At 69.1% G+C, this 13,237-nt stretch carries 16 protein-coding genes; 8 read left to right on the plus strand and 8 right to left on the minus strand.

The genetic code is table 11. The features are described 5' to 3' along the window. Positions 1–21: 21 nt before the first annotated feature. Both OX958_RS19930 and dut read right to left on the minus strand, forming a co-directional pair. Positions 22–714, minus strand: coding sequence for a DUF3710 domain-containing protein (locus tag OX958_RS19930; protein ID WP_270130449.1), 693 nt, complete (start codon positions 712–714; stop codon positions 22–24). 118 nt (positions 715–832) lie between these two features. Next, entirely contained in the window at positions 833–1,285 is a 453-nt protein-coding gene (gene dut / locus OX958_RS19935) for a dUTP diphosphatase (RefSeq protein ID WP_270130450.1), read from the minus strand. A gap of 52 nt (positions 1,286–1,337) precedes the next feature. Here dut and OX958_RS19940 point away from each other — a divergent pair, with 52 nt between their 5' ends. Next, a complete protein-coding gene (locus tag OX958_RS19940) occupies positions 1,338–1,793 on the plus strand; it encodes a DUF3093 domain-containing protein (protein WP_270130451.1) in 456 nt (151 codons plus the stop codon). Positions 1,794–1,823: 30 nt separating this feature from the next. Further along, positions 1,824–2,105, plus strand: a complete 282-nt coding sequence (locus tag OX958_RS19945; protein ID WP_270130452.1) for a DUF4235 domain-containing protein — start codon at positions 1,824–1,826, stop codon at positions 2,103–2,105. Positions 2,106–2,250: 145 nt separating this feature from the next. Here the strand turns inward: OX958_RS19945 and OX958_RS19950 are convergent, their stop codons facing one another. From OX958_RS19950 to OX958_RS19960, 3 genes are all read right to left on the minus strand, one after another. After that, the gene (locus OX958_RS19950) at positions 2,251–2,550 is read right to left on the minus strand and encodes a DUF4193 domain-containing protein (RefSeq protein WP_012921380.1); all 300 of its coding nucleotides are present in this window, start codon (positions 2,548–2,550) and stop codon (positions 2,251–2,253) included. A gap of 277 nt (positions 2,551–2,827) precedes the next feature. Further along, positions 2,828–3,628, minus strand: coding sequence for an inositol monophosphatase family protein (locus OX958_RS19955; RefSeq protein ID WP_270130454.1), 801 nt, complete (start codon positions 3,626–3,628; stop codon positions 2,828–2,830). Then, complete coding sequence (locus OX958_RS19960) at positions 3,625–4,737, minus strand: ferrochelatase (RefSeq protein ID WP_270130456.1); 1,113 nt, start codon at positions 4,735–4,737, stop codon at positions 3,625–3,627. The genes OX958_RS19955 and OX958_RS19960 overlap by 4 nt, the downstream gene beginning before the upstream one ends. 76 nt (positions 4,738–4,813) lie before the next feature. On the opposite strand from OX958_RS19960, the gene OX958_RS19965 reads away from it, so the two are divergent. Continuing rightward, positions 4,814–6,013 carry an MFS transporter gene (locus OX958_RS19965; RefSeq protein WP_270130458.1) on the plus strand — a complete coding sequence of 400 codons (1,200 nt, stop codon included), beginning with the start codon at positions 4,814–4,816 and terminating at the stop codon, positions 6,011–6,013. Positions 6,014–6,106: 93 nt separating this feature from the next. Here the strand turns inward: OX958_RS19965 and OX958_RS19970 are convergent, their stop codons facing one another. After that, positions 6,107–6,721 carry a trimeric intracellular cation channel family protein gene (locus OX958_RS19970; protein ID WP_270130461.1) on the minus strand — a complete coding sequence of 205 codons (615 nt, stop codon included), beginning with the start codon at positions 6,719–6,721 and terminating at the stop codon, positions 6,107–6,109. Positions 6,722–6,792: 71 nt separating this feature from the next. On the opposite strand from OX958_RS19970, the gene OX958_RS19975 reads away from it, so the two are divergent. From OX958_RS19975 to OX958_RS19995, 5 genes are all read left to right on the plus strand, one after another. Continuing rightward, positions 6,793–7,875: a phosphotransferase gene (locus OX958_RS19975; RefSeq protein WP_270130463.1), complete on the plus strand. Its 1,083-nt coding sequence runs from the start codon at positions 6,793–6,795 to the stop codon at positions 7,873–7,875. A gap of 113 nt (positions 7,876–7,988) precedes the next feature. Beyond that, complete coding sequence (locus OX958_RS19980) at positions 7,989–8,159, plus strand: hypothetical protein (protein WP_270130465.1); 171 nt, start codon at positions 7,989–7,991, stop codon at positions 8,157–8,159. A 93-nt stretch (positions 8,160–8,252) separates the two neighbouring features. Further along, a complete protein-coding gene (gene fdhD, locus OX958_RS19985) occupies positions 8,253–9,080 on the plus strand; it encodes a formate dehydrogenase accessory sulfurtransferase FdhD (RefSeq protein WP_270130467.1) in 828 nt (275 codons plus the stop codon). Between the two features lie 67 nt (positions 9,081–9,147). Then, positions 9,148–9,744 (plus strand): sigma-70 family RNA polymerase sigma factor, encoded by a 597-nt coding sequence (locus OX958_RS19990; RefSeq protein WP_270130469.1) that lies wholly within the window; start codon positions 9,148–9,150, stop codon positions 9,742–9,744. Positions 9,745–9,749: 5 nt separating this feature from the next. Next, positions 9,750–10,484: an anti-sigma factor gene (locus OX958_RS19995; RefSeq protein ID WP_270130471.1), complete on the plus strand. Its 735-nt coding sequence runs from the start codon at positions 9,750–9,752 to the stop codon at positions 10,482–10,484. Between the two features lie 349 nt (positions 10,485–10,833). On the opposite strand, the gene OX958_RS20000 is transcribed toward OX958_RS19995, so the two are convergent. Next, complete coding sequence (locus tag OX958_RS20000) at positions 10,834–12,909, minus strand: nucleotidyltransferase domain-containing protein (protein WP_270130473.1); 2,076 nt, start codon at positions 12,907–12,909, stop codon at positions 10,834–10,836. Position 12,910: 1 nt separating this feature from the next. After that, entirely contained in the window at positions 12,911–13,234 is a 324-nt protein-coding gene (locus tag OX958_RS20005; protein WP_270130474.1) for a hypothetical protein, read from the minus strand. Between the last annotated feature and the right edge of the window lie 3 nt (positions 13,235–13,237).

The raw sequence follows: 13,237 nt of genomic DNA on the forward strand, positions 1-13,237 counted from the left end.
GCCGGTATCCGGACATGTCCCTCAGGCCTCTTCCTCGGGGGCGGCCTGGGCTCCGGCCGGCAGGCGCAGGGCCAGCGACTCGCGCGGGGCCATCGGCTCGGTACCGCGGACGACGACCACGTTGCGCAGCGACTCCTCCATCGGCGGCGCGGCGTCCGGCTCGACCGCGGCGCGCCCCAGCACGGTGGCCCGCAGCAGCCAGCGCGGACCGTCGACGCCGATCACCCGGGAGGTCTGGCTGAAGATCTGTCCCTCGGGGTCCTCGACCGGTACGACCAGCACGAGCTCGGTTCCGAACGGGCCCTCGGTCTCCGACGCGGTGCCACCCATCCGGGTCGCCTCGGAGGCGATCTCGCGGCGCACCTCGGACCAGATGCCGCTCGTCTTGGGCGCGGCGAACGCGCGCAGCTCGAGGGCCGAGTCCTCCAGCACCAGCAGCACCGCCTGCACCTCGTTGGTGGCCTCGTCGACCTGCAGCCGCAGCTCCATCCCGGGCATTCCGGTGATCACCAGCGCGCCGAGGTCGATCCGGTCCTCGGCCTCCAGCGTCGAGGCGTCCACCTCGGTGGAGTCGAACGGCCCGCCGGTGCGACCGGCCGGCGTACCGGACTCGCCGGCCGCCTCGTCGGCAGCCACGTCAGCGACCTCGTCGTCACCGAAGAAACCACCGGTCGACTCGGCCTCGTCGTTCTTGCCCTTGCGACGGAAGATCACTGCTCTTGCCTACTTCCTTGTCCAATACGGATCGTTCGAAAAATCGGGCCGGGCAGCGACTGCCCGTCACGGCCCGCCGTAGTCTCGCGCATGCCGCAGGTCACCGGCGTGCACCTGATCAGCGTGTCACACCACCGAAGCCGCCGGTCGAGCCGTGCCCGCCGGTACCCCGATCCGAACCGGGCAGCTTCGCGACCTCCACGAACCGGGCCTTCTCGACGCGCTGCACGATCAACTGCGCGATCCGGTCACCCCGCCGCAGCGTGATCTCCTCGGTGGGGTCCAGGTTGATCAGGCACACCTTGATCTCGCCACGGTAGCCCGCGTCCACGGTTCCGGGCGCGTTGACGAGCGTCACCCCGTGCTTGGCGGCCAGCCCCGACCGCGGGTGCACGAACGCGGCGTACCCGTCCTGCAGCGCGATCGCGATCCCGGTGCCGACCAGCCCTCGCTCGCCGGGCTTCAAGGTGATGTCGCTGGTCGCGAGCAGATCGGCGCCGGCGTCCCCGGGATGCGCGTACGCCGGTACGGGCAGGTCCTCGTCGAGCCGCTGGATCAGTACCTCAGTCATGGGAGGTGACCCTATCGACGGGCTTCGGCACAGCACGTGCCAGGCTGGTGCCGTGGAGCAATATCGGGAACGGCTGAGCGTGCCAGTGAGTTGGTGGGCCATCGCGGCCGCCGCAGTGGCCACCCTGTACCTCATCACCGCCGTCCCTGCTGGCACCGGCGTTGGCCTGGTGATCGCGGGGATCGCCGCGGTCGTGCTGGCCACCCTGTTCATCCGGTACGGCGGTGCGGTGGTTGCTGTCGACTCCGAGAAGCTGCGGGCCGGCCGGGCCGCCATCGAGCGGGAGTACCTCGGCAAGGCCCAGCCGTTGTCCGGTGACGACGCACGCAACGCTTTCGGCCGCGACTGCGACCCGGCGGCCTACCTGGTGCTCCGCAGCTACGTGCGCGGCGCAGTACGGGTGGAGATCACCGATCCGCAGGACCCGGCGCCGTACTGGCTGATCGCCACGCGGAACCCGGACCGCCTGGCAGCAGCTCTGGCCGCCGGCAGCGTGGCAAGATCCTGAGTGTCGGGGACCTGTAGCTAGGAGGCAGTTGTGGTCGGAGCCAAGATCGGTTGGAAGCTCGTGCTGATGGCGTTCACCGTGGTGGTGTCGCTGGTCGCGAACAAGGCGGTGACGACGGCCTGGAAGATCGGGTCCGGCGGGAAGCCACCGAAGGGCAACCAGGCCGGCTACATCGAGATCGTCACCTGGGCGGTCGCCAGTGGCGCGTCGGCGGCGGCCGCCAAGCGGTTCGCCGAGGACCGCGCGGCGAAGTACTGGCTCAAGTCGACCGGCAGCCTGCCGCCCGGCTACGAGGACAAGCTGACCTCCTGATCGGCCTTCCGGTCAGCCTTCTGGCCGCCGCCCGGTCGCCCTGCCGGGCTGTTCGAGGACATGACAACGGGACCGGCCCCTCCTGCGAGGGGACGGTCCCGGCTGCCGGTACGGACTCGGCTGAGCAGGGCGACCGTGCTGCTGGTTAGGCAGCGCAGTCGCGGCAGATCAGCTGTCCGTTCTTGCTGTTCGCGAGCTGGCTGCGGTGGTGAACCAGGAAGCAGCTCGAACAGGTGAACTCGTCGGCCTGGCGCGGGAGGACCCGCACTGCCAGCTCTTCGTGGCTCAGGTCGGCGCCGGGCAGCTCGAAGCTCTCGGCGGCTTCGGCCTCGTCCTCGTCGACCTTGCCGGAGTTCTTGTCGTGACGGCGAGTCTTCAGTTCCTCGATCGACTCTTCGCTGGAGTCCTCGTCCGTCTTGCGCGGGGCGTCGTAATCAGTCGCCATGGTGTTCCCTGCCCTCTTCGTACCCGTGGTGTTGCCTGCTGAGCCCAAGAACAGGTCGACCGGCCGAGAAATTCCTTCACGGAGCTCTCGTCGCCCGAAACCCTTGACAGACAGGCTGGCAGCGGCATCAATACCGCCCCCGAGGCAGGGATTGTGCCCTATCGCCGGGCCTTCACGCGCGCCGGGGTCCACCTTTCGTCCCGCGTGTCGCGGATTGAGACAGGACCGAACGATCGATTGCTCATTAATGTGCACAAGTGTGCATCAATGAACACTTTCAGGATCTGAGCGGATTGGCTGCCACCAGCGCGTCGTGCAGCGGACCGAACACCGCGGGCGTCGCCGCGATCGACATCTCCGGCGACACCGGCGCTCCGTCGAGGCCGCCGACCTGCGCCCCCGCCTCCGCCGCGATGAGGGCGCCCGCGCCGTAGTCCCACGGGTTCAGCCCACGCTCGTAGACGGCGTCCAGGCGGCCGCAGGCCACGTAGCACAAGTCGATCGCGCCGACACCGATCCGGCGGACGTCGCGGACCTTGGCGATCAACGACGCGAGCACCTCAGCCTGCACCTCACGGCGTACCGGGTCGTAGCCGAAGCCCGTACCGACCAGGGCCTTGCTCAGGTCGGCACACTCCGACACCCGGATCGGCCGGCCGTCCAGGAACGCGCCGCCGCCCAGGGTGGCGGTGAACATCTCGCCCTTGGGGGCGTCCACGACCACGCCGGCCACCGTGCGGCCGTCGTACTCGACAGCGATCGAGACCGCGTACGTCGGGATGTCGTACAGGTAGTTGACCGTGCCGTCGATCGGGTCGACGACCCAGCGGACCCCGCTGGAACCGTTGACGTCGTCGCCCTCCTCCCCCAGGAACGAGTCGTCCGGCCGGGCGGCCAGCACTCTGGCCCGGATGAGCTCCTCCGACTCCCGGTCGACGGCGGTGACGATGTCCGTCGTCGTGCTCTTCGTGTCGGCCACCGTGATCGTCCCCCGGCGACGCTCGACGATCAGCTGAGCTGCCTCGGCAGCGACCTCGACTGCCAGCTTCAGCAGGTCCTGGGGGTTCTCGGAGCTCATGCAGATTCCTTCGCTGCCGGTGCGGCGGGTTCGTGGGTCGTGGATGCTCCGGGGCGGCGGAGAGCGGGACAGCAGTCGGGGCGGCAGTTGTCCCAGCCCGGGCCGAGCGCACCGAGACAGGGGCGCGACGGCTGCTCGCCACGCTCGGCAGCAGCCCGCTCGATCACCAGGTCGCGCAGCATCGTGACGAACCGCTCGTCGGTGCCAGGAGTGGCCGCGCGGGCCATCGGCAGGTGCAGCTTCTCGGCAGTCGCGGCGGCCTCGGTGTCGAGGTCGTAGATGACCTCCATGTGGTCACTGACGAACCCGATCGGTACTACGGCGACGCCGGGCACACCGGAGGCTGCCAGCTCCTCCAAGTGGTCGTTGACGTCCGGCTCGAGCCACGGCACCTGGGGCGGGCCGGAGCGCGAGCAGTAGACCAGGTCCGTCCTGCGCTCGACCCCAGTACGCCGCTCCAGCTCCGCGGTGATCTCGGCGGCCACATCCAGGTGCCAGCTGACGTACCCGTTGCCGTCCGGACCGCTGGTCTCGTTCATCTTGGTCGGAATGGAATGCGTCACATAGGCGATCGCGGTGCCCTCGGGCAGCTTGCTCAGCGCCTCGGCAGTCGACTCGACGAACGAGCCGACAAAGCCGGGGTGGTTCGCGTAGTGCCGCAGCTTGTCGAGCACGGGCGCCCCCTCGACCGCGGCAGTCGCGTCGGCCAGGTTCTCCCGGTACTGCCGGCAGCCGGAGTACGACGGGTAGGCGGACGTGACGATCACCACAGCACGCCGTACGCCGTCGGCCGTCATCTGCCGCAGGGTGTCGGTCAGGTACGGGTCCCAGTTGCGGTTGCCCCAGTAGAGCGGCAGGGCGAGGCCGACCTCGTCGAAGGAGGTCCGGAGCACCTGCAGCAGCTCCCGGTTCTGGTCGTTGATCGGGCTGCGGCCGCCGAACGAGTAGTAGTGCTCGCCGACTTCCTTCAGCCGCTCGTCGGGGATGCCGCGGCCGCGGGTGACGTTCTGCAGGAAGGGCAGCACGTCCGCGGGCTTCTCGGGACCACCGAAGGAGAGCAGCAGGACAGCGTCGTACGGGACTGGATCAGGCGTCGGTTCGACGGGCATACCTCGATGATCCCAGGCGCGCCGAAACCGGATGCGCGCGGTCCCCGGGCGGGGCGTTAAGGTGAGGCCGATATCCATGCTGAAGCCCTACGTACACCTCATGCGCCGACCCGGCGCCCGTGCCTTCTTCGTTGCCGGCATCGTCGGCCGGATGCCGATCTCGATGCTCGGCCTCGGCATCGTCATCCTGATCGAGAACCAGACCGGCTCCTACGGCCTGGCCGGCGCGATCTCCGGCGTCGCCGTGGTCGCCGGAGCCCTCACCGGACCGATCCAGGGCCGCCTCGTCGACCGCTTCGGCCAACGCCTCCTGCTCCTGGTCGGCACGGTGCTGTGCACGGTCGCCCTGGCGGGCCTGCTGGTCGCCGTCCGCGCCGACGCGCCGACCTGGGCGCTGTACGCGATCTCGTTCGTTGCCGGAGGCACCCGTCCGCAGGTCGGCTCGTTCGTCCGGGCCCGCTGGACCCACCTGCTCGGGCGAGGACGCGCGCTGCAGACCGCCTTCGCGCTGGAGGCGGTCGGCGACGAAGTGGTCTTCATCGTCGGCCCGGTGCTGGTCGCGGCCCTCGCGACCCAGGTCAGCCCCTACCTCGCTCTCGGTACGGCCGGAGTACTCGGCCTGGCCGGTGGCCTCTGGCTGGCGGCGCTGCGCGCTTCCGACCCGCCCGGCCGCGGCAAGTCGAACGGCGCCGAGAAGGCTCCCCTCCCCTGGCTCTCGCTGCTTCTGCTCAGCATCATCGCCCTCGGCCTCGGAGCGACCCTGGGAAGCGCCGAGGTCGTCACCGTCGCGTTCACCGAGGAAGTCGGCCAGCCCGGCATGTCCGGCGTCGTCCTGGCCGTATGGGCACTCGGCTCACTCTTCGCCGGCCTCTGGTACGGATCGGTGCACTGGAAGGCACCGGTCGAACGCCGCCTCCTGATCGGCACCATCGCCCTGGCCATCACCCTGGCCCCGCTCCCCTGGGTCAACAACATCTTCGTCCTCGGCGCAGTCCTCTTCGGCGCCGGCCTGACGATCGCCCCCACCATGGTCGCGGTCACCGCCTGCGTCGAAGAATGGGTCCCCCCACAACGCCTCACCGAAGCAATCACCTGGACCGTCACCGGCCTCCTCCTCGGCGTTGCCCCCGGCAACGCCGCCGCCGGCCACGCGGTAGACGTCTGGGGCGCCTCCACGGCGTACTGGGTGCCAGTCACGATCGGTATCTCTTGCGCCTTGATAGCCAGCGCTTCGGTCACCTTCGCGCGGCCGCGCACCCGCTTCGCCCACAACTGACTCGCCCGGGAACTGCCGCTCCCGTAGTCCATCAGAGCCCAGAGCGCGTGCTCGCCGGTCCGGCCGGGCAACTGGTCTCGCCGTCACGCAGTACTAGGACATGCGCGGTAGCGGTGCGTTCCAGCCTCGGCGGATGGCGAAGATCCGGATGACGAAGCAGACGGTCGCGGCTGCCAGGGTGGTCCAGGGTGCGTGGTAGTTCAGGGCGTCGACGACAACGACGATGCCGGCGCCGAGGAACGCGGGGGTCGCGTAGATCTCGCTGCGCAGTACGACGGGGACGCGGTTCGAGAGCAGGTCGCGGATGACGCCGCCGCCGATGCCGGAGATGGTGCCGACGAGCGCCGCGGACAATGGCGGGAGGCCGTACGCCAGTGCCTTCGTGGCGCCGGTGACACAGAAGAGCGCGAGGCCGGCGGCGTCGAAGATGTTCACCAGGCGCTCGACGCGGCCGATCCGTGGGTGCAGGAAGAAGGTGATCAGCCCAGCCACGACCGGCACGACGAGGTAGCGCCAATCGACCAGCGCGGCCGGTGGAGTCGCGCCGATCAGTACGTCGCGGATGAATCCACCGCCCAGCCCGGTCACCAGCGCCAGCACCTGGATGCCGAACACATCCAGCTGTTTGCGTACTCCGACCAGCGCGCCCGTGATCCCGAACACGAAGATGCCGACCAGATCGAGCACCTGCAGAGGCCATCCACTCACCTCCGCACGGTACCGCCCACGCGACCGAAAACCCGCAGCGCTCGCCCGCGCCGGACGACTACCCTTCCGCCATGAGCGGAGCACCCGTCGTCGACTACACCGCCACTTCGGCGCGGCCACCATGGAGCGCCCTGCCCGAGTCGCTCCGTACTGCGCTGGCAGTTGCCTTGGGCACCGACATCGTGAAGGCAGGCCCCTCGGTCACCTCCGGTTTCACCGGCGGCTTCGCAGCTCCTCTGTACCTCGCCGACGGCCGCGAGGTTTTCGTCAAAGCCGCCGAGAACTCCCAGCACGCGTACTCGGCGTACCAGCGCGAAGCCGAACTGGTCCCCCAGCTTCCCATCACCATCCGAGCTCCCCGAATCATCGCCACCGCCCACGCCGCCACCGGCCGCCCCACGGCGTCAGCCTCAGTTCCTGAAGCAGCCCCGGTTCCCGGACCACCCGCTAGCCCTACCACCGCGGGAAGCATCGCGACCGAGGGCGAAGCCCATTGGTTCGCGGTCGCCTCCGAGCGGATCGACGCCCGCATGCCGGGCATGCCGTGGACTCCAGAGGACTTCGCCACCGTCACCGCGACTTGCGAAGCGATGGCCCAAGCCCTCACCCCCAGCCCGTTCGCTGACCTCAAACCGTTCGCAGCCGAGGTCGGCTCGGCAGGCTTCCCCCGCCTTCGCCCCGCCGACATCCTCAACGGCAACGCGCCTCTCCCCGACGGCCTCCCACCCTGGCTACCCCAGCACCTGCAAGAACTGCAGGACTTGGTCGACCTCCACCCCACAGCCCTCGCCGGTAGCTCCGCCGCCCACACCGACCTCCGCCCGGACAACCTCCTCATCGACCGCTCCGGCACCTGCTGGACAGTCGACTGGAACTGGCTCTCCCTCGCCCCACCCTGGTTCGACTGGGCCGGCCTGTTGCCACTCGCCCACCGCGCCGGCATCGACACCGCCGCGGCGATCGAGGCGAGCCCCCTCACCAGCGCAGTACCGGCCGAGCACCTGGACTGCTTCGCCGCCACGATCGCCGTCTACATGATGGACAAGCTCGACGCTCCGCCGCCGCCTGGCTGCACTCCGGAGTTGCGCCGTCACCAGCGCCTCTACGCCTGGGCGTTCCTCGACTGGCTCGCCGTCCGCCGCGATTGGGCCTGACAGGTAGAGGCGCCGGACGGCGCCAAGAGCAAAGCAGTCATGGCGGCAGTTGGTGTTGCGGCTCGGCGGATGGGTACCGGCGACCGCACCAGCAGAGCAAAGGAGACACAGCGATGACAGGTACGACGGGAGCCGAACCGGACCGGCACGACGAGCCCAACTCGGGTCCACCAGAGAGCGGTCCGCTCTTCAACCCAGACCTTCCCGCCTCACTGGATTCCAAGCGCGGATCGACCCCCGACGAATCGCCGGACGACATCAGCCCGCAGACCGAAGAGGACTGACACCTCCAGGTTCACCAGCACCTCTACGCCTGGGGCGTTGCTCGGCCAGCTCGCCGTTCACCACGATTGGGAACGACGATCTAACTTGGAGACATGAGCAAAGGGCCAACCACCAGATTCAAGGTCGAGGTGCAGGACGGCGCCAAGACGTCCCGGCGGGAGGACGTGGTGGTCACCGAGGAGCCGCTCGAGCTTCGCCTCGAATGGCCCGGCCGGCCGCCGGAGCCGCTGGTGGTCACCATGCGCACGCCCGGATCGGACTTCGAACTGGCCGCCGGATTCTGCTTGGCCGAAGGCTTCGCCGTCCGGCCGGGCGCGATCTCCACCGTCGCCTACTGCACCGACGTCAAGCTGACCCGGGACCAGCAGTTCAACACCGTCACAGTCACCTTCGACGGTCCGCCCGACCGCGAGCCACCCCAGCGGTACGGCGTCACCTCCGCCGCCTGCGGAGTCTGCGGCCAGCAGTCCCTGGACGAACTCGTCGAGCGCGACTACGACCCGGTCGATCCGGTGCAGGTCCCGTTGGACGTCGTACTGCGCCTGCCGGATCTTCTGCGCGAAGCCCAACCCACGTTCGGCCGCACCGGCGGTCTGCACGCGGCCGGACTGTTCACGCCTGACGGCCGGAAGGTCGTCGTACGGGAGGATGTCGGCCGCCACAACGCGGTCGACAAGGTGGTCGGCTGGACCGTCCTCAACCAGCACAGCCGCAAGGGTCTGGCGCTGGTCGTGAGCGGCCGGATGGGCTACGAGATCATCCAGAAGGCGGTCGCCGCCGGCCTCGGCATGATCATCGCGGTCGGCGCGCCGTCCAGTCTCGCCGTCGATCTGGCGAGGCGGTTCGACGTCACCCTGGTCGGGTTCACCCGCGGCGAGCGCTGTGTGATCTACAGCGCACCGGATCGCGTCCTGCGCTGACCCATCCGACCGCTCCTCTGCTCCGAAGACCCTCCGACCAGAGTCACCGATCCGGAGGGTGCGACCTGTGAGCGAGGAGACGGCCCTACCGTGGCCGCGGGTGGTCGATCCGTCCGCGGGGAGTCCGGCCGACCTGATGGCCAGGGTCGCGCGCGGCGACTCCGAGGCGTTCGCGGAGCTGTACGACCTGATGGCGCCTCGCGTCTACGGCCTGATCCGGCGCGTCCTGCGCAACCCGGCCCAGTCCGAGGAGGTCACCCAGGAGGTGATGGTCGAGATCTGGCGGACCGCCACCCGGTACGACGCCGACCGCGGCTCGCTGACCTCGTGGGTCCTGACGATGGCGCACCGCCGCGCGATCGACCGGGTCCGCTCGGAGCAGTCGTCGAGCGATCGGGAACAAGCGGTCGCGGCGGCGAGTTCGACCACGGAGTACGACGAGGTCGCGGAGACGGTCACCGCCAACCTCGAGGTCGAACAGGTCAGACACTGCTTGTCCTCGCTGACCGAGCTGCAGCGGGAATCGGTGACGCTGGCCTACTACGGCGGCTATTCGTACCGGGAAGTGGCGGAGTTGCTCGACGCCAAACTTGCAACGATCAAAGCACGTATGCGCGACGGTCTGATCCGGTTGCGCGACTGCCTGGGTGTGACGGGGAGGTGAGGGCCATGACGACACCGGACGTGCACGCGCTGACCGGTCCCTACGTACTGAACGCTCTGCCCGAGGACGAACGGATCGGTTTCGAGGAGCACCTCGCCGACTGCCAGTCCTGCAGCGCGGAGGTAGCGGAGCTGCGTGAGGCGGCCAACAAGCTCGGCACTGCGGTCGCCAGCGAACCGCCACCGGCCCTCAAGGCTCGCGTCCTCGCCGAGATCACCAAGACCCGGCAACTGCATCCGCTGGTGAAGCCGGAAGTACCGCTGCCCGCGCCGGTGCAGCTCCAACGCAAGGGCTTCAGCCGCCGTTCCTTCTTCAGCCTCGCGGCGGCCGGACTCGCCGTCGCCGGCGCGGGTGGAATCGCGATCGACCAGTACCGCGACAACTCCCAGGCCCAACGGCAGAACGACCAGCTTGCCGGTCTGCTGGCCGAGTCGGACGCGCAGACGGTTCGCGGCAACCTGAAGAACGGCGGTCAGGCAACGGTCGTGATGTCCTCCACCAAGGACCGGGCCATCGTCCTGCTCCGCGACCTCCCCGCGCTGCCGGACGACAAGACCTACCAACTCTGGCTGATGGACAAGGGCCGCGACATGCACTCCGTCGGCCTGGCCACCGGAGACGACTCCAAACTCATCCAGGGCGGCGTCGCCGACAAGATCGCCTTCGGCCTCACCGTCGAGAACAAACCCGGCGCCACCGCCCCCACCCTCACCACCGCAACCGTCATCCCGATGGTTTGACCCATCGCCCCGGACCGCCACCACATGCCAACCGCCACCTGACACGCTTCGGCCGCCGCGGCTGAGCGTGAACCACGGTCCGCAGGTCTGGTTGGTCAGTGGTGGCGGTCCGAGGACTCACCTCCGCTCCGGCAAATCCACTAGCAGCGCGTCGACTTCCTGGCGGGGGTCCAGGGACCAGAGGTAGGCGAGGGCGCGCTGAGTGAGGGTGCGGCCGTTCACTGTCAGAGGTCCCGTACGGCGTTCAGGCGGTGCAGTCAGTCAGCCATCGCTTCGTCGTAAAAGTAAGTCCACCACGGGGTGTCGCGGCGGACGTCGTCCTCGCCGGTGCCGTTCGAGAGGTCACCCCTTAGTCCCGCCCGCGATCTCCCACAGCCGGCGAATCCACCGCCCGTACGCCGCCCTGCCGCGACTCAACTGCTCGGACCACTCGCCCCGTCGGCACCGCCCCACCGAAGGCCTTGGCCATCGACGCCCGCAACTCGACATCCCGCCGGGAGCCACCATTTCCCTGCCCCGCAGCCCCGACATCCCGCCGCGGGTCACCGCTTCCCTGCTTCGCAGCCTCGGCATCTCGCCGCGAGTCGCCACTTCCCTGCTTCACAGCCTCGGCATCTCGCCGCGAGTCGCCACTCCCCTGACCCACACCGCCGACATCCCGCCGGACGCCGTTCCCCCGCCGACCAACTTCGGACTCCGACGACGAAGCCGGCTCCACCCCACCACCCTCCAGATACCGCGCGAACTCCCGCCCGAAGACCGGCGTCCACACCTCCGGCCGCAAGCCCTCGGGATCGGTCCGCAGCGCAGTCGTCAACCGCTCGCGGTAGTCGCGGATGCCGACCCGGAACTGCTGATAGTCGCCCCACTTCCAGCGATGGTCGAAGTTCACCTCCGGCCGGCTCGGATCGACGATCCGCGGTTTCTGCTCCGGCGACGCGGTGGCCTCGCACAGCCCGTCGACCAGCCGCGACAGATCACCGGTCAACCCACTGTCCCGAGTGATCTCCGCGGACGACCTGACCTGCTCGCCCAGCATCACGGTCAGCGAGATCGGTGCACACGGCAACTGCCCATCCATTGCCCTGGCGTACTTGAGCAGCCGCACCACCGGCCGCAAACTGCCGCCGGACCGCTCGTCCTGCTGATCGATCCACTCCGCCATCCCGGCCGGATCGACCGGCTGGAACGCGTCCTCGTCGAAGTTCACGATCGCCTTCTCGCCCGACGGCAGCATGACCATCGGTACGACGTCCACATGCACCTCGCCCGGGAAGTCGATCCGCACGTTCCGGCTCTGCCGCTCCACCGCGTCGGCACCGACACCGCTCTCGCGCAGAGCCCGCTCAGCTTCGGTCAGATAGCGCCGTGGTTCCCAGTCCGCCCGATACGGAAGCTCGAGCAGTACGTCGACGTCGAGGCCGCGCCCGGCGACCGGCTGGATCGCCGTACCGAAGAAGCAACTGCCCTGCCCCAGCAGCCGGTTCTCGTTCGCCGAGAAGACCGTGTCCGCGGTGAAGGCCTGATGTACCTGACCGACGCGCTCACCCAGCACCCGGTAGGCATCGGCCGACAGATTCACCTCGGCGTCCAGGAACCGCAGCAACGCCCGATCGACCGCGGACACCTGGTTGCCGCGCAACGCAGCACTCTCCGGCGGCGAAGGCAACACAGGCGGAGCAACCCGCAGCACGTCCTCGTACGAACGCCGTCCGCCCAGCCGCTCGACCTCGGCGGCGGCAGACCCCAACGGCAGCGCCTCCGGACCGGCGATCTTCCACCGCACGCCCTGGTCCAGGTCAGGCGGCTCGACCTCTTCCTCCCGCAGCCCGAACACAGCCGGAGTGACTTCCCTTCCCAGTTGGCCCTGCCAGCGCTCGGCCCAGTCAGCGAGCCCCGGAAAGGTCTCATTCATCAGCGCTTTGCGCACGAACCTGTACTTCGGGTGCAGGTAGTCGTCCAACCCGTGCGCCGGATCGCTCGCGAACCGCTCCCGGACCCGCCGCACCATCTCGTCCGAACTGATCACCAGATCCACATCGCTCGGCTGCTCCAGCCCCAACCGGTGCATCGCGTCGAAAAGCCGCGACCGCGGCCGATCGGGATCGTCGCCGAGCCACTTGTCCAGCCGTGCCTTCGCCTCGGGCAGGCCGGTCAGCTCGGCGGCGGTCGGCAACGACTTGCGAGTGTTCCCGAAGAAGGTGACGCTCGATCCCTTCACGAACGCCTCGACCGAGTCGACCGCGATGCCGTCCCCACGCAGCGCGTCCAGCAGACTCGTCCGGAACTCGCGGAACTGCCCCGGCGTCAGACCGTTCGGCGCCGCTTTGCCCTGCCACCAGCCGAGCTGCTCCTCGGAGTACCCGAGGAACTCCAGATCCCGTGCCCGGACCCGATACCCGTTCGCCGGATCGACGGGGTACATCTCAAAGCTCCTCATCGAGTACTGCGCCGGCCGCGGCCACCGCATCCCGTACGCCGGTCCGGACCGACTCCAGCAGCTCCCTCGCCGGCGGATCACCTTGATACGTGAGAACGAAGGACCAGCGGCCGTCCTCGCGGTACAGCCGCAGCATCACCGGCGTACCGGGAGTGTCCCGCAACCGCCGGACACCGAACTCCTCCGAGCGATCGTCGTCCAGCCGCCCGCGAGCTGTCAGGCCACTGACCTCGCGAAGCCGGTCGAGCGCCTCAACGGTCGACAGACCCGAGAACCGGGCGGTGTAGACGCGAACCACCGGCGAACCCATGCC

It is taken from the genome of Kribbella sp. CA-293567 (assembly GCF_027627575.1).
GTDB lineage: Bacteria > Actinomycetota > Actinomycetes > Propionibacteriales > Kribbellaceae > Kribbella.

What these genes read in the sequence shown, in the direction of transcription:
- dut (WP_270130450.1), bottom strand. Translation starts at nt 1,285, where the DNA reads ATGACTGAGGTACTGATCCAGCGGCTCGACGAGGACCTGCCCGTACCG.
- OX958_RS19950 (WP_012921380.1), bottom strand. Translation starts at nt 2,550, where the DNA reads ATGGCGACTGATTACGACGCCCCGCGCAAGACGGACGAGGACTCCAGC.
- OX958_RS19955 (WP_270130454.1), bottom strand. Translation starts at nt 3,628, where the DNA reads ATGAGCTCCGAGAACCCCCAGGACCTGCTGAAGCTGGCAGTCGAGGTC.
- OX958_RS19960 (WP_270130456.1), bottom strand. Translation starts at nt 4,737, where the DNA reads ATGCCCGTCGAACCGACGCCTGATCCAGTCCCGTACGACGCTGTCCTG.
- OX958_RS19965 (WP_270130458.1), top strand. Translation starts at nt 4,814, where the DNA reads ATGCTGAAGCCCTACGTACACCTCATGCGCCGACCCGGCGCCCGTGCC.
- OX958_RS19975 (WP_270130463.1), top strand. Translation starts at nt 6,793, where the DNA reads ATGAGCGGAGCACCCGTCGTCGACTACACCGCCACTTCGGCGCGGCCA.
- OX958_RS19980 (WP_270130465.1), top strand. Translation starts at nt 7,989, where the DNA reads ATGACAGGTACGACGGGAGCCGAACCGGACCGGCACGACGAGCCCAAC.
- fdhD (WP_270130467.1), top strand. Translation starts at nt 8,253, where the DNA reads ATGAGCAAAGGGCCAACCACCAGATTCAAGGTCGAGGTGCAGGACGGC.
- OX958_RS19995 (WP_270130471.1), top strand. Translation starts at nt 9,750, where the DNA reads ATGACGACACCGGACGTGCACGCGCTGACCGGTCCCTACGTACTGAAC.
- OX958_RS20000 (WP_270130473.1), bottom strand. Translation starts at nt 12,909, where the DNA reads ATGTACCCCGTCGATCCGGCGAACGGGTATCGGGTCCGGGCACGGGAT.
- OX958_RS20005 (WP_270130474.1), bottom strand. Translation starts at nt 13,234, where the DNA reads ATGGGTTCGCCGGTGGTTCGCGTCTACACCGCCCGGTTCTCGGGTCTG.